Here is a 26,563-nt window from a genome sequence, read left to right as displayed (position 1 = left end):
AACTTATTCATCTTATTTCTTCAGCCGAATCCGTATCAATACATTATTACCTTCTTCATCTATGTTCTCAGCTAGTTTCCGTATTTCAGAATTATCAGAAACCAACCAAGCATCTAATAGTTTATAAGTTGGATAGCCACATTCCAAATATTCATAACCATCCATCACGTAATAGTTAGATGGAATTACAGAAGAAAGTCCACATAAATCATCGACGATTCCCTCTGAATTAAATAACTTCCCAGATGTTTTATCATAAAAACAATAATTCCATTGGTTCTTCATTATGTCATAAGGACGCCATATACACAAATAATAATAAACCGTTTCTATTATAGTATATATTATCATAGATTGATAATATTCTTCCTTTTCCACTTTGGCAGGAGTCAGTCGCTTATCCCACTTACCCCATACAGCAAGAACCTCTTCCCCTTTTTCTGAAATTCGATAGATGGTATCACTATATTGATTCCAAGCTAACATAGCATCACCAAAAAGTCCGATATGGTCAGAAGGGAAACTCGGATAATTACCTGAAGCAAAATATATACTTTCGTCTTGTTTAAAAGATAATAAATTCCCTATTGTATCTGTTATGGCATACATACAAGAACGCAATTTATCATCAGCTTCTACACTATAATAAAAGTAAAGCTTGCCTTTCAAATAATAAAACTTCCATGCCCACTTTTCAGGAAGTTGAAGAGAATATTTATTTAGAAAAGTCCCTTCATAAGAAAAAGATAATAATGTAGAAGTATCCATACGATAAACATAAATAATCCGGTCTGTTTCATTTATTGCCATTTGATAAAGTCTACTATATTCACCCGGCCCTTGCCCTATTCCCCCTATCCTATTCATAAAATGCCCTTCTTTATCATACCTCAATATACCCTGCTCCGTTCCAGCCAAGAAAAAAGATGAAGCATGCACAATTCTAGCCCCCTTATAATCAATAGAATCGGGTTGAATGATTGTTACCTTGTCCGCTATATCAGAGAGTTTCACATCTCTTTTTATGAAATCATCATAATGCCAAACCATTAGATTACTGTCAGACTGACTATGGCATGAACACAAAAAAATATATATTATACAAACTATCTTTTTCATACTTTATAGTTGTGAATTACATAGGAGAATAAAATTCTGTTCCCCTATGCAATCAATCAAAACTTACGTACAACGAATACTTGCTACATCATCTTTAACACCTTGATCATAATAAATCAAGTTTACGCTCGTGCGAGCCATTGCTCCGCTTGTAGCACAAACGGAGCCACTAGAACGGCCTCCTCCCACCCAAATGGTAGCACAAGTATATAGTGACTCACCTTCACCGCACATACTTGAAGGAACCGCCCCTCCACGCACCTGCTTCATTTCCGAGACATTCAAAATCTTTTTCATAAGCATAGATTTTAATAAAACAATAAGGAAACTTCCGTTTTATCCATCACAACAGCCAGCTACTCCGTTACAATTAATACTATACGGTATCAGTATCAAAGTTGGAATGCAGCTAACATCCCGACTTGGAATGTAGCAAAATTAGGCAGGATACTACACTTAAACAAGAAAAGATACCGGACAAAAATCAAATCAGATATAGCACTATAAATCAAAATATTACCTCTGTAATAAAGATAAAAAGAAGAACCTCAACCGGACAAGACATTCTCTTTATTCTCTACAACTTCCGTATAAAATCATCAAAAGCATCACCACCGGACAACAAAAATTTACTCTTCATACGCTGCTTTGACTTCGCAATAGCATCGGCAGTTACGTTAGAAACAATGGCAATCATGCCATTCGTGAACCCGGCTCGGATAAGATAACATATCCTCCGCTCCTGCATACCCAGTTTATAACCGTCCAGTTTCTCCGACATATCACCATAAAGAGTATCGATTACTCCAAATACCTCCATCCATTCCTCATCCGACTTCACCAGCCCATATGCCGGTTGGCAACGCAACTGACACAACCGGCTTAGTGCAAGCGTACGCTCAACAGGCAATAAGGAATGAATTTCCTGATATTCTTTCAATTGCTTTGTATAGGATACATTCAGTTTCTGCAAATAAGAGTTCAACTCATCCTTATCTTTCTGCCGGACGAACAACTTCTCTATCCTCCGAGACAATTCATGATTTTCTTGTAATAATTGCTGCCGTTTTTCTTCCGATTCCAGTCTTCCTTCATCCAATTGTTTCTCATTCTCTTTCAGGCGAGTAAGCAAATGTTCAATCCTCCTCTGAACATTCCGTTTGTATAAGTGAAAAGCCACAAAGCCAACTACAACTAAAAGCATGGCTCCGAAACCGATAGAAAGCAACCATACTTTACGATTTAACAGCTCATTTCTTATCCGCTGATTCTCATTTTTCAAGATTTCACTATTGTACTTCTCCTTTATTTCACGGTCTAAAGCCAATTGATCCTCATTCATTTTACACCAGCTTGCATAAAGTTCCTGATATTCGGAAGCAAACTGCCTGTAGTCTTTGATTTTAAACTCTTCGCCCTGCAACAGGTTCAGATTTCGATTCCTTCCTCTCACAAAATTCTCTTTCATCAGAAACATCCCATTGGAAACCCGCCGCATCGGAAGTTCGTCCGTTGCCGATATTCTCCGGTATTGAAGCATTTGTTGCTTTCCTTCTTCCCAATCATCCACATTATGGCAGACAATGGATAATTCAGTAGAAATATCCATAAAAAGAGTCAGGTCAAAGTCCGCCACTGCCTCCTGCGCTTGAAGATAATAATACAGGGCACTGTCCGGACGCGAAGATAAAAGATGAACCCGCCCCATATTTCGCAAGGTATTGGCATAAGAAGCGGTCAGTGATTTCTTTTCGAATATGCCGGCAGCTTGTGAAAAGCATTGCAGTGCATCCTCATAGTTATGTCCATTCAGGTATCGACGGCCATAGTAACAATAGATAGAAGCTTTCAGAGACGGACTTTGCACTGTGTCGGTAGCCCGTAAGGTGGTGGTACTGCAAATGGGAGCTTCCTCTATAGGATGCTGGCAAGATGACGCAAACACAATCATCCCCCCAAAAAGCAATAAACAGAACAGCATTTCCCGTAGTAATAGCAATCTCAGTATAATATGCATAGGTTATCATTCATGTATGGTGCAACAAATATACTGATTTTAATAAACATCTTCGACTTTATGCGCGCATTTCTGCCAGTGCCTTTGAAAAGAAAGCCAGTCCGTTCCTATCCTGAAGCCCTCTTTTCAAAAAATCAATTATCGAATATTTTTTTTCAGTGTCCATTTTATAGAGCTGCTGCAATAAAAAATGTAGTATTGACTACTTTAAAAAATAGTATTAACTAAAGATTATTTTTAGTGTCTACTTTTCTAGGCTGGTACAAAAAGATTCGTAAAACAGTGCGCATTGCAGGTAAAACAATGATTTACAAAAATGCGTATTGCAGGGTTTTAAGACTATATTAAGTTTGCGCATTGCAGAAATATCACTAAATTTGCGCATTGATAGAAGGATTAATATTGAACAACATGATATTTAAACGTAAATTGTACAACAAATTGCTTGTCTGGAAACAGCAGGCGGCAGGCACTAAGGCACTTCTGATAGAAGGTGCCCGACGGATAGGCAAGTCCACCCTTGTGGAAGAGTTCGCAAAGAGTGAATACCAGAGTTATCTTTTGATAGACTTCAACAAGATAAGTGACTCGGTTATTTCAGCCTTCAACAATTACATGAATGACCTCGACACCTTTTTTCTGATTCTATCTTCAGAATACGGTGTGAAACTTTACCCGAAGGAGTCCATTATCATATTTGATGAGATACAACAGTTCCCGAAAGCCCGGCAAGCGATAAAGTATCTGGTAGCAGACGGGCGATTCGACTATATAGAGACAGGTTCACTCATATCCATAAAAGAAAATGTAAAGGATATAACTATTCCATCAGAAGAGAGAGCACTGTCCATGTACCCCATGGACTTCGAGGAGTTTGCCTGGGCAATGGGTGAAGAACCATTGATGGCATATATCCGCCAATGCTTTGATAAAAAAGAGCCTTTGGAACAGGGGCTTCACGCCAAGGCTATGTTGCTGTTCCGGCAATACATGATTGTAGGTGGTATGCCAAAAAGCTTGTCGGCATACCTTGAGAATAACCGGAGCTTTGAGATGGCCGATATGGAAAAAAGGGATATACTGACACTGTATCGGAATGATATAATGAAGATAAGGTCTGGATACAGGTCGAGCGTGCTGAGCATCTTTGACCAGATTCCAGCCTTTCTCTCGCGCTCGGAAAGACGGGTGCTGATGAACCGCATTGAGAAGGGGGCAAGCTTCCCCAAATATCACGATACCTTCTTTTGGCTCTCCGATTCGATGATTGCCAACGAATGTTTTAACTGTTCAGATCCCAATGTAGGGCTCTCACTGAATGAAGACAGGACCTATGTGAAGTGTTATATGGGTGATACCGGGCTACTCATCAGCCATACATTTGACGAGAATGAAATCTCCGACGGAGAACTTTACCGGGAAATTTTGTTGGGAAAACTATCAGTGAACGAGGGTATGTTCTATGAAAACGTAATCGCGCAGATGCTTGTGGCTGCCGGACACAAGCTTTACTTTTATACCCGATACAATGAAGAGAAGCATCGCAACGACATGGAAATAGACTTTATTCTCTCGAACCATAGCAAATTAAAATATAAAATCTTTCCAATAGAGGTGAAATCGAATGACAAATATACCATTCGTTCACTCACCCGTTTCAACGAGACCTTTCATCAGCGCATAGGGGAGAGTTATGTGATCCATCCTAAAAACCTGAATGTAAAGGAAGAAGTAGTATATCTGCCTGCCTACATGACTTTCTGCTTGTAATACAGTTTCCACGAGAGGGAACGAGCGTTCCCATTAAAGGAAACGACAGTTCCCATTAGGAGAAACGCGAGTTTCTATTAGAGGGAACGGCAGCTCCTGCCTGCAAACTTCTTTTTTGGGGCCTTAATACCTTTTTTATGGTATTTGCCAACCTCTTTCCTCTTCAAACTAAACACCGGCAAGAAGAAGAAAATACCGATAATAGACATAACCAATCCGCCAATAGTACCCGCAGCCAACGGAAACCAGAAAGCTTCCTTATTCGTCCCCACCATAAACGGAATGAAACCCAGAATGGTGGAAACTACCGTAAGAAAAATAGGCAGTATCTTTGCATTCCACGCCTTTGTATATGCCCGAAGCATAGAAAGCCGGGGAAAGCGGCTACGGATGCTGTTATACTCATTCAGAATATAGATGCTGGCATTTACCGTAATACCACAAAGCAGCACAAACGAAGCAAAACCACCCTGATCAAAATTCAGGCGGAACCAATAGAATGTAAGGAACACTCCGATATAAGATACCGGAATAACAAAGATAATAGCCAAAGGCTGTTTCAGAGAATTGAACAGAATACTCGTTGTAAAGAAGATAATGGCAATCACAACCAGCAACAACAGGTATTGCTTGTTTTCTTTCTTACCCCATGACCACGATTGACTATCCGATTCAGCAGTATACCCCATCGGAAGCAATTTATTAAACTCTTCCAAGTCCCGCTTCTGTATTTTATTGCCTTGCTCGTACGAGCCGATATACTCATATTGCAGACAAAGACGATATTGCTGATTCTCTTTGGCTACCTGTTGCGGCATCTGCCCCTTCTCTACCGTAGCCAATTCGGAAAGTTTATAATGCTTTCCGCCATCCACACCGTAAGGAAAAAACTGCATGGCCCATACATCATAGTCGTGAGACTGCCGGGAAGAAAGTCGAATACTTTCCGTACCGCTTTCCGTCACCACCGAACCCACCTGCATATTCTTGCCGAATATCGGCTGGATAGCGGAGAACAAGTGCTGGGCATTAATCCCCTCCTGAGCCATACGCTCCTTATTCAGATTAAAGTAAAACTCTTGATAATCGTCTTTCCACCAGGAAAATTCCGACTTGATAAACACTTCCTTGATGCGACGGTGCGAAAGCAACACCTCCTTCAGCTTTTCGGCCCATGCATAGAGTTCATCATAATTGTAGCCATACATCTTGATGCGATAAGAACCTGCGCTCTCACGAACATCATTACTAAAGCCCTGATCTTGCAAGCCATATACATCCCAGCTGCCACCTCCTAACTCAGATACTTTACCAATCAGATTCGCCTTTAACGTATAAGGGAAACCACTATGCTGATACTCTTTCTTGAAATAAATCTGAAGATTAGCTCTGCGTGCATTATAGACAGAAGCATGAAACTGCTTAATCTCCTTGAAGCCGCTAAGATAAGTTTCCACACGTTTCACCAGCGTATTCATCTGTTCCAGCGTACTTCCATTCGGTAAGTTCGCATTCGCATAGAGCACCACTTCTTCGTTGCGACTAAAATAACTGCCTTCGTACACTTTCTGCACAAACAAACGAAGACTACCACCTAAAGCCTTATCCACCACAGGTTTCACTTTCTCTTTATAAGTAGAGGAGCCCAACGTCTTGTTATACCGTTCTATCCATTTACCTTCACCCTCCAACTTCTCAGGAAGAAGGAAAACGGGCAGCCCGAAACCAAGCAGGAGCAAAATGCACACCGCCACCCTCCAGCGCAGAAGAAAACGGATGAGCAACTGATAGAAATGCGTGAAGTAAACAGTCAGCCTGCGAATACGTATATGACTCCGCACCCAGTGTTTCACACTCTGCATCCATCTGTAAAGACGAATCTTCTTCCACCAACCCAGTCGAGAGGCCTTTTCCGAAGACTTCTTGACAAGCTTTATTCTATCAATCATGGCCGGAACAAAAAAGAGAGCCACGAAAAGAGATACCGCCAGATTAATAATCACCACAGCTGCGAAGTCTTGCAGGTTCAGGCGGATTTTCTCATCCAGAAAGAAGATAATAACCAAAGCCCCCATTGTGGTCAAGGTAGCCGCCAGCACGGACATAAAAGCTTTCAGATTACGCCTGTGCAAGATGTGATCCGTCATCACAATGGTACTGTCTATCACAAGATTCAAGGACACAGTAATCCCTGCCAATGAATACAGTTGCATCTCCAAACCGAAAAGATAATAGAAAATAACCGCCACGGAAATGTTGATAGCCAGGCTGGTAACGATCAGCAACAGATACTTCAGATTCAACGTAATAATCCAGACAAATACCAATAGGATCAGTACTGTCAGCCCCGTACGGAAATAAATTTTATTCAGTTCCTCGCGAATATACTCCGTAGCATCATAGCTGGTATGCACCTCGTAGCCGGGCGGCAAAGTCAGACGTATTGCTTCCATTTCCTGCATCACTTCATTACTCAGTTGCAATTGGTTAGCAGTCTCTACGGCCGTGACAGACATATAAATGGAATTCAGACCATTGATACGGTAATAGCTTTGGGGGGCTTCTTCCATACGCGCTACAGTCACCAACTCGTCCAAGCGGATAATCTTGCCGTCCGAAGCAGTCACCGTGATGTCTGAAGGAATAAATTGCCCGCTGACTCCATCCGGTATCAAGACCAGACGTATCCACTGCTTACCACCGGCCGTATCCATGTTGTGCGTTCCCAGAAACTCTTTATTATAATGTAACTGGATGGCCCGTTGGATATCAGAAATGCTGATTCCCAGCGTCCGCAATTGTTCACTGTCGTATTCCAACCGCCATTCCATCGGGGTAGCACCACTTAAATCTATTTTATAAATGCCTTGCAACTTAGCCAGACGCGGCTTGATATGTTCTTCTGCATACTGCTGTATCAGTATAGGCGTGGACGGTGCATTCAGTGTGAACGATAAGAACGGACGGGCTGTATTCGCATCGGGCACCTTCATGTCGATATACGGATAACTGACTCCGGAAGGCAGTTGCGACCATGTCTGCCGGATAATAGTAGAAGCCTCAAAACGTACCGCATCCACATCAGCGTGTTTATCCAGATCTACCGTAATGGAACCGTAGCCATTGCTTGAAGTAGAGTACATTCCCTTTACCCCTTTGATGCGGGCCAGCATGGACTCCAGTTTGCTTGTCGCCTCCATCTCTACCACCCGCGACGAAGTACCCGGCATGCTAAAGTGCACCGTAAAGCCCGGCAATGTGCGCGACGGATTCAGCTTGACCGGAAGCATCGGAACCAAGGCCAAACCCACCAGTGCCAGACAGACAAAGGTGACGATGAGGGTAAAAGGGGAAAGGCGATTCATAGTGATTAACTATTAGTGATTAGTGACTATAATCGAATTTGTCAGAAAGAGAGAAGCCGCTGGCAAAATCGTGCAGGGTTAGCTTGCGGATTTTATAATAGTTCAGCCAATAGTTTTTCAGGGCTGAGATATAGTTGCGCTGGGCTTCTTGCTGACGGTTCAATGACAAGGTAAGGCTACTGATATCCGCCTTACCGATGATGAAGCGTTGGCGGGTTTCATTGTATGCCAGGATGGAAAGGTCGAGGGCTTCTTCGGCACTTGTCACCAAGTCTTGCTGGACATTGAAATCACTTACGGTCATAATGACTTCTTCTTCAATGCTGATTTCGTTCTGACGGGAAGAGGTCTTTACTACATTCAGATTGTTACGGGCCATATTATATTTCCCCTTACGCACTCCCCAGTCCACTAAAGGAATGGAGACGCTGACAGATACCATTTCCTGCTGCATAGGCCGGTTGTAGGCTTCGCCAAATTTCTCCGCCACCTGGTTGAAACCGACACTGGCGTTGATACTGGCGTTGAAGCGGGATTCTTTCTTGGTCTTGTCTACATTCCGTTCTGCTTCCAATATGTCCTGGCGCAATTCCAGGAAGTTCGGGTTGTTGGAACGGGCGGCATCCAAGGCAGCATCTACAGGAATGTTTAGTTCTCCGGGACGGCTAGGGAGAAGAAGCCGTATCTCTGTATTCTTTTCCAGATTGAGGAAAGAAGCCAGCGAGAACATGGCACGTTTCAATGAACTTTCAGCATTCTGCAAAGTGTTACGGGCATTCACCACGTCCAGCTTCAGCGTCAGAAGATCGGCACGACTGATAGAGGCTATCTTCAGACGTTGCATACCAATACGATAAAGCGTATCGGAAGAAGCGACATTCTCTTTTGCCAAGTCATACTCAGCCTGCGCCATGGCAAGTGCAAAGAAATAAGTAGTGGCCTGTTCGGATACCTGCTCAGCATTGTAGATATATTCTTTCTTTACTTTCTCGTATTTCAGCGGTTCAATCTTTCGTTCCCAGCGAAAAGGATTATAACCTACCAGACTTTGCGAATAACCTAAACGAACGGGAACACTGGTATACTGCGTGTAGGGATTGGAACCGAAACTACGCATATAGCCCAACTCGGTATCCAGATAGAAAGTGCCACCCGTCAGGTCAAAGTTCTGCCTGACTGCCAGGTTACCATAGGCATAGAAAGACTGTTGGCTACGGTAAATATCCAAATCCTGTTCGGAGTCATAACGCTTCGTAATGTCACGGTTATACTGTGCAGGAGTCATATTCAGCGTCAGGCTCGGCAAGCGATTTGCCTTATAGGTACGATATTCCCAATAGCCTGAAAGATACATATTTTTGGTACGGAAAGCTTCCAGCGAACTGTCGTTCGCCATCTTAATCGTCTGCTGCAAGTCCAGCGTTACCTGCTGTTGCGCAATGGCAGGAAGCATCAGAGAAAGTCCGAATAGAATTATCAAACTAAGTTTCTTCATTGTATCAAGCTTTTTTGTTCCGGTAAATAAACCAATATATCAAAGGGATAATGAACAGACTGACCAGCGTACCGATAAACATCGCCCCAATCATAGCAATGGAAAGCGGCTTCTGCAATTCCGATCCCATATCGAAAGAGAACAGCAACGGCACCATGGCAAAGATGGTGGTCAGCGAGGTCATAATGATAGGACGCAACCTGCGCCTTCCCGCCTCATGGATAGCTTCCAGAAGCGGCATCCCCGTCTTACGCAATTCATTGATCGCATCCAGTTTCAGGATGGAGTCGTTGATGATAATACCGCACGTAACGATCAGACCGATGGCAGACATCAGATTCAGCGTATGTCCGCATATCCACAACAGTACCAGGGCAAACGCTACGTCTATCGGTATCTCCAACAACACTATAAACGGTTGCACAAAACTCTCGAACTGTGCCGCCAGAATGAAGTACATCAACAGAATGGAAATAAACAGAATAACCACCAGTTCATCCAGCATCTTCCGGTTAGAGAAGAAACTTCCTGAAAAAGCGGTATCCCAATCACCGGTAGCATCCACCACCTCCTTCACTTGCTCCATAAGCGGTTCCGCCTCTTTTACTTCATAAAAACGGAACGGAACATATTCTCCGTTACGTCCTGCGGTAATCGCTTTCAGATCTTCCGCCGGTGCCACTGATACCAGCTCACGCAAAGGCAGATACTCAACACCATATTGATCCGCCCGTGTCGGAACAAGTGTTTCCTGTAAGATACTGTTAACAGTTTGTTCCTCTCCCACAATGCTGATAGGCAGATATTGCTGGTAAGAATGAAGAGTAGCTATGCTATTTTCTTTGAAAGCTGTTTTCAGTATGCGATACAACTCGTCATACGAAACATTATAAAGTAGCAATTTTTCTTTATTGATACGGATATTCAGCTGATTTTCAAAGGCAATACCCGTGGGAGCATATCCTGTGCGGGTAGCAAACTCAGCTTCCAGATTACGTAATTCATCCGCTGTCGGCACTTTTTCTTTGTTGCGGGAATAGAGTTCAGCCACAACATCGGCTTCTCCCGTCACAAACAGTTTCTCAAATACCGTCTCGGGGGGCGAAAAAGAAATCACGGCCAACGGATACTCCGCTTTGAGGGTACGGTAAACCTTTTCCTGCAAAGGGACTATCTCAGAGGGATTCTTTGTCTTGAAATAAAGTTCTGCTTCCGAAGAAGAAAGAGCCTGCTCCCGATTCAGGAGATAGTCTTGTTGTCCGACGGCGGCAGTCTGTTCGATAGTCTCTGTCTTAAACAACTCAAATAAATTGTCTACCCTGCGACGATTCTCGTCCACATGGATATTCTCATTCCATTCCACACGGGCTATCAGCTCGTTCTGATCTATTTCCGGCATACGCTCTTTTCCTATGAAATAGAACATGAATACACACAATGGCACGGAAACGATGCAGAACAATACGCTTGCCGTTTTATGAGCAAATATAAAATCAATCCCGGCATCATAGAAACGATCGAGTGTATGATCCTTTATAGGATTATTGATTCGAATACGCGAGAACCATGATTTGCGCAGTCCCGTCCGGTAAACCAGCATATAGAGCACCGGCAGCAACATGATGCCCGTGAAGTAAGAAACCATCAATCCAACGGTTACCGAGAAAGCCTGATCGTAGAAAATGGCTCCGGCAATACCACTCATAAAGATCAGTGGTACAAACACCGCAATGGTCGTCAATGAGGAACTGAGCATCGGAGTAATCACCTCACTGGTGCCCGCAATACAGGCACGTTTCAGCGAGTAACCCTTTTCCCGATATTGAGAAATATTTTCAGTTACGATGATGGAACTGTCGATCATCATACCCAGTGCAAGAATCAATCCGGACAGGGATATGATGTTCAGTGACATCTTGAACAGATAGAAAAAGAGAAAACAGATCACAATGGAAACTACCATACTCAGTCCGATGATGAAAGGAGATTTGACATCCCCCAGAAAGAGTACGGCCACGATACAGATAAATAGAAAGCCCAACGAAAGGTTTTGTTGTAAGTTGGAGATAGTATAATCTAAAAGTTCTGTCTGGTTTCGGCTAACGCTGAATTCAATGTCAGGATATACACTCTGAAAATAATTCATGGTGCCGCCAATGGCCTGCTTCATGTCATCCATATTCTCGTCCGCCTGCTTGATAATGGCCAATGTCACTGCCCGTTTACCATTGCTCATGGATACGCCTTTTTCCCTGACGGGAACAATACCTATCCGGCAGAACTCTTCCAGACGGATGATGCGTCCGTTTTTGTTAATAAGAATACTCTTCACATCCTCTTCCGTACGCAACAGAGTGGAGAACTTGATATTGTATTCATAATATCCATCACGTACGGTCATACTTCCCGGTTCCACATTATTTTGGGCAAGAGCAGATTCTACATCCTGTATGGAAAGTCCCAGTACGGCAAGCTTATTTTCATCGGGAACAATCTGCAACTGGCGCTCCACCAATCCTGTGATATCCACCATAGCTACCTCTGTCAGCTGCTCGATACGCCGTTTGATGACGCTTTCGGCAAATTCACACAGGTCGAGGAAAGCACGTTCGTCCGTTTGTCCGTAAGCGCTGTCATTCTTCAGGGTGAGGCTGAGATAGAATACCGGAATATCGGTAGCGCTTGCTTTTACCACTTTAGGACGGTCTGTATCCTTAGGCAGGTAGTTCATGGCGGCGTCAATCTTCTCATTCACTTCGATAAAAGCAAGATCCGTATTGGTGCCGAAGTCGAAATTCAGTCGGATAAGACCTGCCCCATCATGCGCCTCACTATCCATATCTTTCAGACGAGCCACCTGAATAAGTTGTTGGCGCAATGGTTTCACCACTGTATTCTCCAACTCACGCGCAGAAGTGTTCTGTGCCGAGATTTGTACTGTAATCTCCGGGATGGCAATATCCGGCAGCAGAGATACCGGCAACGTGAAATACGTTACCATACCGACAATAAAACATGCGGTAAACGCCATCAATACGGCAATGGGCCGCTGTATCAAGAACTTAACCACCCCTTTTATTTTTATTTTCAATAACTTTCACCGGTGCCTCATGAGCCAGGTTCACATTGCCTGTCACAATCACCACATCTCCTTCTTGCACTTCATCTTCCACAATCGTGTATTCATCGGAATTTTCCAGTACGGTCTGTACGTAGTTCCATTTCGCTTTATTATCTTTCAGTGTAAAAATCACCTGCTTACCGGAACGCAATACCACGGAACTCTTCGGAACAACCAGCTGTTCACCTAGCGAACGATGTACATTAACCCGTATGTTCATGCCATTAAAGAGCTTGCCCTGTCCGTTGACAACGGCCTTCACTTTCACCATGCCTTTATCGTCCACCAGCGGATTGATTTCGGAGATACGTCCTTCATATTTGGCAGAAGGATCTGCATAAGGGATAACAACCACTTTGTCGCCACCTTTGATAAGGGGGAGTTCACTCTCCAATACAGTAAAATCAGCTTCCATGCCCTGTGAACCGATAATTGTACAGAAAGCGTCTGAACTGCTGGGAGCATTATAGGGTTTGGAAAAGAGATTAGCCACCACTCCGTCAAAAGGAGCAACCAGAGTGGCATGTTCTTCTTCGTATTTAGCCAGTTCATATTGAGAAAGGGTCTGATCATAGCCGCTTTTTACCCGTGCCAGTTGCATGATATCATCGGGCACATTGGCAGTATCATCCGCTGCATACCCCTGCCCTATCAATACGTCCTGCAATTCCAACTTAGCTTTCTCCAAAGCATCTTTGGACTGTGCGGTCTTATTTTTTAAACGAAATTTATCCAGCTCTGCCAGTTTTTGTCCTTTGTGTACCCGGTCACCGTTCTTCACATAAATCTGCGCCACGATACCCGAACTTTCAAAACGCAAATCTGCCATTCCTCCGGCCACTATCTTGCCATTACTCACCAACTCGTGATTGAATATTTGCCGCTTCAAAGGCAACACGGTCACTTCATTCTTCTCATCCGGCAATACGGTAGCTACTCCTTCATCGGCGGCTTCTTCTTTTTTCGCACCGGAACATGCTGCCAACGCAAATAGTGCCAGACAGATCAAAAACCGGTAGTTCTGTGTCTTTATCATTCTATATTAGTTTTTCCGTTTACACTTAGTGTATGCAAAAATAGTCGTTTTCCCTTTACGAGCCGCCATATATAGATGGACAAAACGAGACTGGGTACAAACTGTTACTTTTCTAATTATCAAATAAGTATATTCTTGTCCATTCCCAAACAGGTGGACAAGAACATACCTCCTTCCTTATTTAGGGACTGTAATAATCACTACCGGATTAGAATCATCCGTCAATTCTTTCAGTGCCGAAAGTTTTTCATTTTCTGCCGCTTCAGGATTTTCTTCCAACCAGGTCATCACTTCTCCGGCATCAATAATCATTCCATATTCTCCCTGTGCACTGCATGCCTTGGGACGGAAAGCCATAAAGCCGGTCAGGTCATCTTTTATACCTTCCTTTTCGGCATACATCTGGGTAGTATTTGCCTTCCGGTCGTAGATTCCGTTAAACGTTTCCGGTTCATCTGTATACAGTCCCCGGATACACTGAAAAAAAACAGTATGATCCGTCTCAAAAATACATCCCACCAACAAGCGTTTTTCGTTATCTTTGGATTCAGTACGTGCTTCGGCGCCCCAATGCCATTTACCTGTGGAGAATGCGATATAAGGTGTCAGCTCATTTCCTCTCACTGTATAAATGGTATCATTGAAATTCTCTTTGTAACGTATCTTATTATCACTCTTCCACAGGAAAGGAATACCCGCTACACTTGCCGAGGCATCTCCACTTTTAAATGTAGTCAGAATAATACCTGCATTTCCCTGCTTTTTGACGCTGATACTGTTTATGTCATCTACTCCTCTATTAGGCAAAACCGGAAGTAGACTGGGCACCGTATCTAGCTGTTCTCCCGCTTCATTAAATAACAGCAAAGCGCGCCCGTTATCACCTACAATATTACCGTAACGACCTATTATCACGGAATCTGTAAAGCTGAAATCACTCGGTGAATCCGGAGGGGTAGGTATCGTTACACCACCACGGTAATTACCTTGCAAATCATATTTCTGTAATTTACCGGGTCTACGCATAAAATAAAGCAGACCGTTTACATCATTATAAGTAGGCGCCGCAGTTGAATAAGCTTCCGGATCATCGCCCAAATGTCCTACTTTACTTAAAAACTTACCGCTCTCTTTATCAAAGACAAAACAGGTTTGACGTGAAAAGACAACAATCTCTTTATCCAGCAACAGAATATTCGGACTTCCACCTACCAAGCACGAATCCGTTGTTTCCAACGGAACATAGCGTACATCGCTTCCTAATTCCGAAAGTTTCAATTCAACAGGCTTTTCCATAGCTCCCGCCACATCAATAATAGAACATAATCCATCTGCAGAAGATTGCGGAGTACCGGTACAAGCCGCCATCAGACAAGATAAGCCCGTGGCATACAACCATCCTTTTCTCATAATTCTTTGTGTGTTTTCAGATTCAACATTTATAACATCTCCGCAAATAAACTAATATTTTTAGTTTTAAAACTAAAGTTTATCGTTAAAGAAGTAAAAAGGTTTATTTTAAAGTATCTTCAAGATGCGTCGCTTATCGTTGGATAAGGGAAATATGGGGATTTTAAAATTTCAAGAACATCAATACCGGATTATCATCATCAGACAAGTGGCTCAAAGCCTCCCGTTCTTCAGGAAGCATATCGGTGTCATGTTCAAGAATATACTCTATGTTTTCTGATTCTGATGAAGTAAGAAAAATAAGACAATCATTAGTAGCACCATTCACTGCCCGATAAGAACGTATTTTTCCGGAGATAAAATCTGGTTTTGTAAGTTCTCCGGTCTGTTTATTCTTCAACAGTGCAATCGAAGGGAAACTATTTATGTCAATATAGGTATATTCATCAGTCTCATAGAATGCACTTATTCCACGTAGCACTTCCTTATCTTCCGTATATACAGCCTGTATATTCTTCCGCCATTTCTTCATCATATCTTTAGTAGCCCAACGAGTGGAAGGAAAATCTAAATAACTCTTGATACCATTCTCTGTGACTTCACACAATTCAGTTGAAAACAATTTATAAAAATAAAGGGAACTACCTGAGCGAAAGAACAATGATCCAAAACGCTGAATGCCATCATCAAAAAAACCATCATAAGTTGACAGCACCTTAAGTTCCTTAGAAACGGGAGAATATCTGGCCAAAGCAATATCCATTTTCTATTTTATCTTCCTGCTTGTGCTGGCAGGCAAATAAACATAATAAACTCGCGGCAATAAGTATCTTTTTCATAAGCTGCAATACTATATATTATAAATCCTCATTATCTTCAGCCTTACTAATACGACTTCATGCGAACTTTAAACAATACCGGATTAGAATCTTCATTTAAAGAAACAATCAGTCTATCCATTTTGTCTCGATACATATCCGAGCACTTTTCTCTCGCCCACTTCCAGGAAGAAATCAGCCATTCTGCCTGTTTCACGAAAATCAGGTCACCGGTAGTTGTGGTATAAAAATAATGCATATTCAACTCTCCCAATTCGGACAATTGGACCATACTACCCACTTTGTATGCAGAAGTTTGCTTATCATAAAGAAGATACTTAAACTGATCATAATCCACATAATACCCCAACATAAAACGCTCCGTACTCTGTAAGTATTCCAATCCTTTCAAAAACCTGTTACGATGAACATATCTGGAAAAATCCTCCCGATCCACATCTACATCTTCAGGAAGATTTCTTGAAGTGAAATGAAGAACATAAGAAGGATACACCGTATCCTTTTTTACTGTATAAATGGTATCATTAAACGGATAAATCAAAGTAGCAGCATCACCAAACCTGCTGGCATACCTGTTTAATCCATTCCCTGATCTATTTTTATACTTTTCTTCATAAGAGATATAAGATGCAATCACCTCAGAAGTTCTTAAATCGAACTTAAAAAGATTATAATTACCCTGCTTATCCGTATCATAATTCGATATCTGATAAATTGTATCATTTCCAAATAATAACACCTCAAAATGCCAAGTGTCATAGGGAATTTCCCGATAGAAATCGCTATTCAAATCATAGATAATATACTTCTGTCCAACCATCTCCTTCATTAGAATCGAATCTCCTTTAAAAGTAAAATTCCACAATCGTACATATTCACCGGGGCCATTTCCCTGCCTTCCAATACGATTCTGAAACTTTCCTTGCGAATCAAAAACCAATATTCCATTAGTTTCATCAAGCACATATATCTTATCCTTATAAAATTCAACTCGCTTAATATTAGAAATGAGGCATTTGTCATTTGTTTCCAATGGAATAATCTCGATCGAGTCCTCCAATACTTCAGACAAATCTAAGATAGGCTCTACTTCTTCAGGATTTATCATTATCTCTTTTATTGCCTCATACGATTGAAGGGGAGCAGGACCACATGAAAAGAAAAGTGGCAACCAGAGAAATAGGGTAAAGTAATTCTTCATGGTAATTGGACGATTAGGCAAAGACACTAATTTAATTCTACCTGTAAAAATATCACTTATTTCCATATGTTTTACGTTTCATACTAAAAACAGGACTATTATTTTGCATTAAACAGAAAGAGCACTACAATCTTGCACCCCCTATTTACAAGCCTATCACTTTTTAAACTCATAATATATTATAATAGGATTAGAATCCTCCGTCAATGTCTTCAATTTATCAGCACCTTCTATATGAGAGTTTATTCCGCCTTTTTCTAAATTCTTTAAAAGTATATCTTTTGTAAAACCATCGTTCATCCCTATACAATATATCCGGTTCTTGTCGAACGTGGCAGTATTAAAAGTCAACATAGTTTCCGCTTTATCTGTATAGAACAAATCGTCACTAAAACCAGTCATCACATAAGTCATATTGGTTTTCTTGTTATAGAGAGCAGTATATCCATACATCCCAACTTGATAGTTCAAATGAATATATTCATCAGTTTCCCAATAATCATACATACTATATATCTTCTTAGCTTTCGTCAACCCATCGCATATTTTCGAAATGACCCTAGGATCTGACATATTATTCTGAGCCATTTGATCTTCCATATCTTTCTTTGTCACCAAACTTTTACTTTGAACAGCAATATATGGCTTTATTCCTTTAGGGGTTATTTCGAATATTGTATCCATAAAAATCTGCATAAATTTAGGTTTTCCAGCAGGATCAGAAACAAAAGTATGCTGATTAGTACTGAATAATTCGTTCCATCCTTTATTATATTGGGAAGCATTTAACTGAAAAGAGGTTCTTTTTCCGTTAGTAATATCCACTTTGCTCAAAAGAAACTGATTTCGGGATTTATCAAATGTATACAAGTCCGTATACAACGCATTTTCAAAACACTGAATATAAGTAGACCGTGTACGCTTATTCTCTAAGCTAAACGAGTTCTCATAAACTCCATTACTACTATACTTCAAGACTCTCTGAGTTTGAGAATCCAGTATATATATTTTCTTATTCTTCTTGTCAATAGTTATATCATCTGGCGATACGTATTCACTGGGCCCATTTCCTTTACTTCCTATCCTTTTCACAAATTTACCCTGTTTATCAAATAGAAATAGCCCCCTCCTTTTCTCCAATACGTACAAATTATTATCAAGGAATTCTATTTTATCAACTCTTCCCAACAAAGATTCATCCGTATCTTCCAGAACAATGATCCCCGCCTTGCTAAATAAAGAAGAATAGGTCATATTTTCTAATTTTTCGGCACTATCCAGATTCATCACATAGCAAGTTTCAGTAACAGTATTGCCATTCTCTTCACCGGAAGTAGTCAGCATGCCCAGCATTAATGCCATTAACAGTGTTAACATTTTCATAGTATAATCTATTATTTCATTTAAGATAGTTATTGTCATAGCAAAAGTAAGACATATAACCAGACAAAGAAAAGAAATGTGTTACATTTTCTTTTGATTACGTTACCAATTTATAAGAATTATCACTAAACATGAGATTATAAACGAATACAAAGCGCTCCCCTCTCTTTTAAAGAGATACAAGGAATAGTCAAACGAGAGCAATCCTCTTTAAGGATGTCACTGCGATAATCAGAAAGGGAAGTATCCAGAATGACAGTCCGGATACGGAACAAAGTAGTTAGTTCTTCGATGCGTCCTTTATAGCCTTTAGAAATGTATAGATAATCAATAGATAAAGGATGACTCGAAATTTTATTCCGCCAGCGGGCATCATGAAGCAAGCAAATCCGTTTGCCGGCATAAGAAACAATATGGTTATGGAAAGCAAAACCGGAGGTAACGTAATCACCGGTTAATATTTTGGGAGCGGAAAGACGCTGATGATTCCAGTTCGGAGAAAGCGCACGATACAGACGGGATACATCCGGCAAACTATCGGCACAGGCCAACCAGGACTCTCCGTTAGCGGCAAGACAATGAACAGCAGGACAACCACGAACGTTATAAAAGGCAATGCTACGCCGGGGAGTAGATAGGCTGAGCGAAACTGCATGGCAAACAGTAAAAAGCAGCAGGCAACATAGAGAAAGATAGATACTGCGGGAAGTACGAACTGCTAAGCTCCGGAATAGGAGCATGATAAAAAGATAGAACAATACAATTTCCCATTGCTCCAGCCAAAGTCCATCAATAGAAGACATGGGAAATTGTTCTATACGGCGTAGAACATGATTCTGGCTACTTAACAATATATTGACAACAGATGCAAATCCTTGCTGTAGAACAGGGAAAGGAGTCAGAATAAGCATAAAAACAGCAGAATATAGAATCAACGTTACCATAGGAATTACCCACAAGTTCGTTAGCAGAAAATGAGATGAGAAACGAGAGAAATAAAGAATAACCAAAGGAGCCGTACCAATTTGCGCAGCAACAGAAACTGTCAGCAGGCCCCAAATGTAACGAGGAATACGACGCTGTACGGAAAGTAAATTATAAAGTTTGGGCTGAATGAGCAAGATAGAAGCTACTGCAACAAAAGATAATTGAAAACCGACATCAAACAGCCAAAGCGGATTGTAAAGCAGCATCAGAAAAGCAGTAGCAGCCAGAGTATTCAGTGTTAATGGTTTCTCTGGTTGCAGACCGGATATCGCCAACAAAGAAAACATGATAACAGAACGTACCACAGAAGAAGACAGTCCTGTTAGAAAGGCAAATCCCCATAAAAAAAGAATAATCAGAAAAAGCCCGAAAGGCTTAAAGTAACTCCACCTCTTCCATATAAGAGATAAAAGAAAAAAGAGTAAAGCATACAAAAAACCGATATGGAGCCCCGAAAGAGCCAACACATGACTGGCACCTGTTATAGAATAAGTCTCCCGGATGTCTTCACTCAGGTTTTCTTTGTCGCCAACCGTGAGGGCGGAAAGTACAGCCAGATTATCTCCCTGAAAACCTAAATGATGATAGAGTCCCACCACTTTTTCCTGATAATCCGAAGCTATCTGACGGAGAGTACGAGAAGAATCATGCCCCACTATCCGCCAATGTCCGGCAGGGATATAAGCCGTACCGGTACCATCTTTACGGACAAGATAACGTATATAATCGAATTCATCAGGATTGCCATTATTAACCGGGGGAGTAAGTGGGGTGCGCACCCACAATCTATCTCCCCGGCTCAATGAAGCAGCAGTAGAATCTTTCGGGAAATAGAACAAGAAAGTATGTTCATGATCACTTCTCCGCACAGCTCCTTTTTCCATTCTCCCTTCTAACCGAACCCGACATAAAAGACTTCTTTCCTTCATTTCCGGCTGCTCACTGATAATTGCTTGATAGACTGCCGCCTCATCGGAAAAAGGAAAATCCGTACGATGCAAATATTCTTCCGTCATACCGGCGCCTAATCCGAAACAACAGAGAAAGACGGAAACTCCATACAGCCAATGAATACGATATTTATCAGAAAGGAAATAAGTCAGAAACAGTAACAGGAAACCTGCCAGACAAATCCAAACAGGAAAAAGATTGGAAACCGGACAGGATGTCTCTGCCGGAATATTTAAGGAAAGTTCCGCCCGCTGCCGGAAGAAATGCGCATCTCCACATACAATACCGCCTGCAAACGGCATCAGAAGTCGTAGAAACGGATGTCGTTGCAAGCTGCTAATTATCAATGGATGAAGATTTAGAGATCCTTCAGCGAATGTATCATACCTTCAGGATCAGGAGCTGCAAACACGGCACTACCTGCAACCAATGCATCTGCACCGGCAGCTATCAGGCGGGCACCTGTCTCCAAATTCACACCACCATCCACTTCTATCAATGCTTTCGAACCGGTACTGTCTATCAAAGCACGCAATTCCCGTACTTTTTCAACTGTATGTTCGATAAATTTTTGTCCGCCAAAACCAGGATTCACACTCATCAGCAACACCATATACACATCCTGAATAATATCTTTCAACATTGCCACAGGGGTAGCCGGATTCAGTGTAACGGCGGGCTGCATACCTGCTTCACGTATTTGTTGAACCACCCGATGCAAATGCGGGCAAGCTTCGAAATGCACATTCATGGTGTGCGCACCCAATGCTTTCACCTCATTAATGAATTTCTCGGGTTGCACAATCATCAGATGTACATCCAAAGGCTTCTTTGACAGTTTTGCCACATACTTCAATACCGGGAAACCGAAAGATATATTAGGAACGAACACACCGTCCATAACGTCAATGTGAACCCAGTCGGCTTCACTGCGGTTCACCATTTCCAAGTCCTTTGCCAGATAAGCGAAATCTGCGGACAGGATAGAGGGAGCTATGATTGGTTTCATAATACACTACATTTTACAGGTTATATACAGATATAACGTACAAATGTAGACAAAAGATTTCATTCATCCTAATATTATACCCTGCAAGCCTTGCGGAAGCTGAGGTACTGTACGATAATTACGGGCAAGGTTACGAAGAAAATCCAAAGTTTTCCCGGAAGGCTGCGGATGTCCATCCGGCAATGCATTATCAGCACTTCTCGGTTTCACGGATGAAGAAGAAAAAGAAGGAGTAGTTTTTTTATCCATAGGCTTATTGAACTGAGGATTAATAATTAATTAGTTAAAGCTACGGGCTGCAAAAAAGAAGCAGGAGGTACTTTATATACTAAGAACGGGAGAAGAAGAGATATAGTATACAAGAAGTTATAAAAAACATGAGAGATGTAAATAAATCAGCCCAGGTTAGTGCCAACACACCATACCTGGGCCAACATCCGGTAGAGATGAAAATATTTATTTCGCTTTGGCTAAGTCAAATGAGAAAGTAGTCACGGGAAGTTCGAAAGGTTCATTATTCACTTTCACACCAGTTACCTGAAGTTTGAAAGCTAATTTATTACCAGCATAGGCAAAACTACCTGCTTCAGGTGCTGCAATTGTCACCTCCACTTTCAAGTCCGGGGTTTCACCTTCTCCTTCACCCTCAGTAGGTTCTGTCGGGAAATTGATTTCAAGAATTAGTGGTTCAGGAGTAAACGCCATGCTAATAACTGTCTTGTCGTCATTGAAAGTAGGTGTATACTTCACTTTATAACTTACATCACCTACGGCTTCAATAATTCCGGGAGCTGCCTCCCCCATAATGGCTGTAATCAAATCCGCTACCGGGAACTTTTCAAAAGACACATTTTCATTGGTGACTTCTGCGGTCACATCCGTACCTTGGGGTTCTTCACCCTCTTCTGCAAGAGGAGACACAGATGTAGTTTGCATTTTTCCGGCATAATTACCTACCACGTCAGTCAATGCGGGAACATTAGGTTTAGGTTCATCATCATCATCACAAGATGTGAAAGTAGTTACCAGGCCCAAGGCCATTACAAGAAATACGAAACGCTTTAAACAATGTACTTTTTCCATTACTTTAATAAGTTTAGTCTAGTAAATAATAAAATTAATAAAATCACATAATTAAGGTTGTACGTACATTAGGTTAAATGGCCTTATTTGTGAAATACTGCATTTGGAAAAAGGAAAAATTTATTAAAGGATGTATTATTTAGTCCATCGTCAGCACGATTCCATGCTTCTCCGCCATCCGGCGCAGGTTCAAAATAGCATAACGCATCCGTCCTAAAGAGGTATTGATGCTGACTCCCGTCATTTCTGCTATCTCCTTGAAACTAAGGTCTTGATAAAAGCGCATATGTACTACTTCCCGTTGTTCGTCCGGCAGATGTTTCATCAGGCGACGTACATCCAAAAGAATCTGGTGGTTCACTATTTCAGCTTCAACCGTTCCTTCAGACAGACGGATATTATTCAGTAAATTCCGTTCTTCTTCATCACAAGACACCAGGTTTTCCTGCTTTTCCTGACGGAAACAGTCGATAATAAGATTATGTGCGATACGAGTCAACCAAGCCGGGAACTTACCGTTTTCATTGTAGCGTCCCTGCTGAATGGTGACAATGGCTTTTGTGAAAGTTTCCTGAAAGATGTCTTCCGCCAGTTCTTCATTACGCACCGTATAATAGATGTACGTATAAAGACGATCTTTATAGCGGTTCAACAGAATATCGAATGCCTCGTTATTGCCTTGTGCATAAAGGGCCACTAACGTTTCGTCAGCAGCATTTGTTTGTACTTTCATTACGTGTGTTTTTAGATTTCAGCGTAATGTATTCCGATAGGCATTCGATATTTGGCAGTTAATAATATGCAAAGAAAAGAAATTTTTAGGAAAGAAACAATATTAGAAGCAATTATTAAGTTACGAACTACAAGCTACGAGTACTATGCAGAGTGACAGCGCAGCAACTTGTAGTTTGTAGCTCGTAGCTTGTAGCTATTTCACTCTGAATTCTTCCGTCAACCGGAATCCACGCAAAAGTTCATCTGTCTTCAAGCGTTTCTTACCGGGAAGTTGCAAAGCACGTATGCCGATAAATCCATCAGCAGCGGCTACATAGATATAAGTTTTACCATCCGTCAGCAAAGTTCCGGGAGCCAACTGGTGAGATTGGATTATTTTTTCTGTCTCAAATATCTTCATAACTACCGCCTCTCCATCAGGTTGAACTAATTCCGACCAGGCGGCAGGATAAGGAGACAGACCGCGAATAAAATCATAAATACGTTTCACTGGCTGATTCCAATCGATACGACAGGTATCTTTAAAAATCTTCGGTGCAGGGCGCAATTCGCCTACAACTGCCATTTCTTCCTGTGGAATAGGTTTCACTGCATCATTCAGGATTGCATCTACCGTTTCAGTCACCAGTTTTCCACCAAGCATCATCAGCTTATCATGCACAATACCCACATCATCCGTATCTACGATAGGAATACGAACTTGCTGAATCACTTCACCCGTATCGATTTCATGACGCAGGAAGAAAGTTGTGATACCTGTTTCCGTATCACCATTAATTACCGCCCAGTTAATAGGAGCGGCTCCCCGGTATTGAGGCAAAAGAGAAGCATGAAGATTGAAGGTTCCCAAACGTGGCATATTCCATACCACTTCAGGCAGCATACGAAAAGCAACTACTATCTGCAAATCGGCCTTCCACTCACGCAGAGCCTCAACAAAAGCCTCATCTTTCAACTTTTCCGGTTGTAATAAAGGAAGACTCTGTTCCAGTGCATACTGTTTCACTGGAGAAAACTGAAGTTTATGTCCCCGCCCTGCCGGTTTATCAGGCATAGTAATGACACCTACTACATTATATCCACCTTCTACTAAACACCGCAGAGACTCCACTGCAAAATCCGGAGTTCCCATATAAACTATTCGTAAATCTTCTTTCTTCATCATATAACAACTTTATTAATCTTCAGAAAAATGCACCAGTACCTGACGGTATGAATTGAATATCTTCGACTTGGAAACAAATCCCAGATAGTGCCCTTCTTCATCTACCACAGGAAGGTTCCATGCTTTCGTATCATCAAACGTGCGCATCACCTGTTCCATACTATCCGTGTCATAGAGGCGTGCCGGAATAGCCGTCATCAGCTTGCCTACCGTAAAACGATGATACAACTCCTGCCGGAACATGATATTCCGGATATCGTCTAAGGTAACAATACCAATCAGGATTCCGCTCTTATCTGTCACCGGGAATATATTACGCCGTGAGGCTGAAATCGCTTTCACCAATTCACCCAAGTCCATCTCCGGATGAACCACTACAAAATCTTTCTCCACCACATTTTCCACCTTCATCAGAGTAAGTACCGCTTTATCTTTATGATGAGTCAGCAGTTCTCCCTTTTTAGCCAAACGCATGGAGTAAATACTATGAGGTTCGAAAACAATAATTGTCAGATAAGAACTGGCTGCTACAATCATCAGCGGGAGGAAAAGGTCATATCCACCCGTCAGTTCCGCTATCAGAAAGACTCCGGTCAACGGGGCATGCATGACACCACTCATCACACCCGCCATACCCATCAGGGCAAAATTCTTTTCGGGTAGATAATAAGAGAAATCAAACTTATTACTAAAAAAAGCGAAGACAAAACCGGCTATACATCCCAAATACAAAGAAGGTGCAAAGATACCACCACAACCGCCACCACCATTTGTCGCGCTAGATGCAAATACCTTGAACAAGATAATGAGCATCAAATAGAGTAATAGCAAATTCCCATGTCCATAGAAAAAAGAGTTGTTCATCACTGTATCCCAATCGGCATTGGAAGTACCGTTCAGCAACAGTTCAATAGTATCGTAGCCTTCACCGTAGAGCGGTGGAAAAAGAAATATCAAGATACTCAACATGACACCACCCAAAGCCAACTTCTGGTAAGGGCCTTTCAACTTGCCAAACAAACCTTCCACAGAGTTCATAGCACGGGTAAAATAAAGCGAAACCAGTCCGCAAAAAATACCCAGCATGATAACGTAAGGAATACGTTCCATCTCAAATGCCTGGTCAAGGTGGAATTTAAACATTGCTTCTGTTCCGGTAGTAATATAGGACACTGTAGCAGCCGTCACTGCAGAAATCAACAACGGAAGCAGAGAAGTCATAGTCAGGTCTATCATCAGTACTTCCAGTGTAAACACCAGTCCTGCAATAGGCGCCTTGAAGATACCAGCAATAGCACCGGCAGCACCACAGCCTACCAAAAGCATCAGTGTGCGGTGTTCCATCTTAAAAACACTTCCCAGATTGGAGCCAATGGCGGAACCTGTCAATACGATAGGCGCCTCTGCTCCTACCGAGCCACCGAAACCAATGGTTATGGAACTGGCAATCACAGACGACCATGTATTGTGCCGCTTAATCCGTCCTTGTCGGCGGGAAATCGCATAGAGAATTTTAGTAACCCCATGACTGATATCATCCTTCACCACATAGCGTACAAACAATCCAGCCAGAAAAATACCCACTACCGGATAAACCAGATAAAGGTAGTTGGCTTCCGTTGTATTGAAATTATTCGTCAGGAAATTCTGTATCCAGTGTATCAACATCTTCAGTATCAAAGCCGTAATAGCCGTAAAGATACCTACCAGAAAGCTGAGTATCAAGATAAACTGTTTTTCCTTAATATTCTTTTCACGCCATAAAAGGAAACGCTGAAACAAACTTCTCTTCTCTTTTTCCATATACCTATATTTACCAATCTAAACGAAATAAAGAATTTACTCTCGTATCCATATAATAAGAGAGAAAATCCTTC

The 26,563-nt window shown here is 41.8% G+C and carries 19 protein-coding genes; 1 reads left to right on the top strand and 18 read right to left on the bottom strand.

Features of this window, described 5'->3' with window-relative positions:
• Positions 1 to 12: 12 nt before the first annotated feature.
• From BN161_RS11630 to BN161_RS11620, 3 genes are all read right to left on the bottom strand, one after another.
• Positions 13 to 1,119, bottom strand: coding sequence for a 6-bladed beta-propeller (locus BN161_RS11630; protein ID WP_044266265.1), 1,107 nt, complete (start codon positions 1,117 to 1,119; stop codon positions 13 to 15).
• Positions 1,120 to 1,182: 63 nt separating this feature from the next.
• Positions 1,183 to 1,404 carry a hypothetical protein gene (locus BN161_RS11625; RefSeq protein WP_244436475.1) on the bottom strand — a complete coding sequence of 74 codons (222 nt, stop codon included), beginning with the start codon at positions 1,402 to 1,404 and terminating at the stop codon, positions 1,183 to 1,185.
• 292 nt (positions 1,405 to 1,696) lie between these two features.
• Complete coding sequence (locus BN161_RS11620; protein ID WP_044266261.1) at positions 1,697 to 3,136, bottom strand: tetratricopeptide repeat protein; 1,440 nt, start codon at positions 3,134 to 3,136, stop codon at positions 1,697 to 1,699.
• Between the two features lie 411 nt (positions 3,137 to 3,547).
• On the opposite strand from BN161_RS11620, the gene BN161_RS11615 reads away from it, so the two are divergent.
• Entirely contained in the window at positions 3,548 to 4,906 is a 1,359-nt protein-coding gene (locus BN161_RS11615; protein WP_044266283.1) for an ATP-binding protein, read from the top strand.
• A 77-nt stretch (positions 4,907 to 4,983) separates the two neighbouring features.
• Here BN161_RS11615 and BN161_RS11610 read toward each other — a convergent pair whose 3' ends face one another.
• From BN161_RS11610 to BN161_RS11540, 15 genes are all read right to left on the bottom strand, one after another.
• Positions 4,984 to 8,271 carry an efflux RND transporter permease subunit gene (locus BN161_RS11610; protein ID WP_044266258.1) on the bottom strand — a complete coding sequence of 1,096 codons (3,288 nt, stop codon included), beginning with the start codon at positions 8,269 to 8,271 and terminating at the stop codon, positions 4,984 to 4,986.
• A 19-nt stretch (positions 8,272 to 8,290) separates the two neighbouring features.
• Positions 8,291 to 9,766: a TolC family protein gene (locus BN161_RS11605; RefSeq protein ID WP_044266255.1), complete on the bottom strand. Its 1,476-nt coding sequence runs from the start codon at positions 9,764 to 9,766 to the stop codon at positions 8,291 to 8,293.
• Between the two features lie 4 nt (positions 9,767 to 9,770).
• The gene (locus BN161_RS11600; protein WP_044266253.1) at positions 9,771 to 12,836 is read right to left on the bottom strand and encodes an efflux RND transporter permease subunit; all 3,066 of its coding nucleotides are present in this window, start codon (positions 12,834 to 12,836) and stop codon (positions 9,771 to 9,773) included.
• Positions 12,829 to 13,923: an efflux RND transporter periplasmic adaptor subunit gene (locus BN161_RS11595; protein WP_044266250.1), complete on the bottom strand. Its 1,095-nt coding sequence runs from the start codon at positions 13,921 to 13,923 to the stop codon at positions 12,829 to 12,831. The genes BN161_RS11600 and BN161_RS11595 overlap by 8 nt, the downstream gene beginning before the upstream one ends.
• A 177-nt stretch (positions 13,924 to 14,100) precedes the next feature.
• Positions 14,101 to 15,333: a DUF4934 domain-containing protein gene (locus BN161_RS11590; RefSeq protein WP_044266247.1), complete on the bottom strand. Its 1,233-nt coding sequence runs from the start codon at positions 15,331 to 15,333 to the stop codon at positions 14,101 to 14,103.
• 163 nt (positions 15,334 to 15,496) lie between these two features.
• The gene (locus tag BN161_RS11585) at positions 15,497 to 16,096 is read right to left on the bottom strand and encodes a hypothetical protein (RefSeq protein WP_044266246.1); all 600 of its coding nucleotides are present in this window, start codon (positions 16,094 to 16,096) and stop codon (positions 15,497 to 15,499) included.
• A 122-nt stretch (positions 16,097 to 16,218) separates the two neighbouring features.
• A complete protein-coding gene (locus BN161_RS11580; protein WP_044266243.1) occupies positions 16,219 to 17,373 on the bottom strand; it encodes a 6-bladed beta-propeller in 1,155 nt (384 codons plus the stop codon).
• A 156-nt stretch (positions 17,374 to 17,529) separates the two neighbouring features.
• Entirely contained in the window at positions 17,530 to 18,756 is a 1,227-nt protein-coding gene (locus BN161_RS11575; protein ID WP_044266240.1) for a 6-bladed beta-propeller, read from the bottom strand.
• A 137-nt stretch (positions 18,757 to 18,893) separates the two neighbouring features.
• Complete coding sequence (locus BN161_RS11570; protein WP_081743684.1) at positions 18,894 to 20,996, bottom strand: ComEC/Rec2 family competence protein; 2,103 nt, start codon at positions 20,994 to 20,996, stop codon at positions 18,894 to 18,896.
• Positions 20,997 to 21,052: 56 nt separating this feature from the next.
• Positions 21,053 to 21,703, bottom strand: a complete 651-nt coding sequence (gene rpe, locus BN161_RS11565) for a ribulose-phosphate 3-epimerase (RefSeq protein WP_007210126.1) — start codon at positions 21,701 to 21,703, stop codon at positions 21,053 to 21,055.
• Positions 21,704 to 21,766: 63 nt separating this feature from the next.
• Positions 21,767 to 21,952: a hypothetical protein gene (locus BN161_RS11560; protein WP_007210125.1), complete on the bottom strand. Its 186-nt coding sequence runs from the start codon at positions 21,950 to 21,952 to the stop codon at positions 21,767 to 21,769.
• 207 nt (positions 21,953 to 22,159) lie between these two features.
• Positions 22,160 to 22,786 carry a DUF4840 domain-containing protein gene (locus tag BN161_RS11555; RefSeq protein WP_044266231.1) on the bottom strand — a complete coding sequence of 209 codons (627 nt, stop codon included), beginning with the start codon at positions 22,784 to 22,786 and terminating at the stop codon, positions 22,160 to 22,162.
• Positions 22,787 to 22,925: 139 nt separating this feature from the next.
• Complete coding sequence (locus BN161_RS11550; protein ID WP_044266229.1) at positions 22,926 to 23,519, bottom strand: RNA polymerase sigma factor; 594 nt, start codon at positions 23,517 to 23,519, stop codon at positions 22,926 to 22,928.
• 195 nt (positions 23,520 to 23,714) lie between these two features.
• Positions 23,715 to 24,686 (bottom strand): methionyl-tRNA formyltransferase, encoded by a 972-nt coding sequence (gene fmt / locus BN161_RS11545; RefSeq protein ID WP_044266228.1) that lies wholly within the window; start codon positions 24,684 to 24,686, stop codon positions 23,715 to 23,717.
• Positions 24,687 to 24,698: 12 nt separating this feature from the next.
• Complete coding sequence (locus BN161_RS11540) at positions 24,699 to 26,489, bottom strand: chloride channel protein (RefSeq protein WP_007210121.1); 1,791 nt, start codon at positions 26,487 to 26,489, stop codon at positions 24,699 to 24,701.
• Positions 26,490 to 26,563: the final 74 nt, after the last annotated feature.

The organism is Bacteroides timonensis (genome assembly GCF_000513195.1).
GTDB lineage: Bacteria > Bacteroidota > Bacteroidia > Bacteroidales > Bacteroidaceae > Bacteroides > Bacteroides timonensis.
Note: the sequence above shows the minus strand (reverse complement) of the source record. Positions and strands in the feature narration are given on the sequence as shown.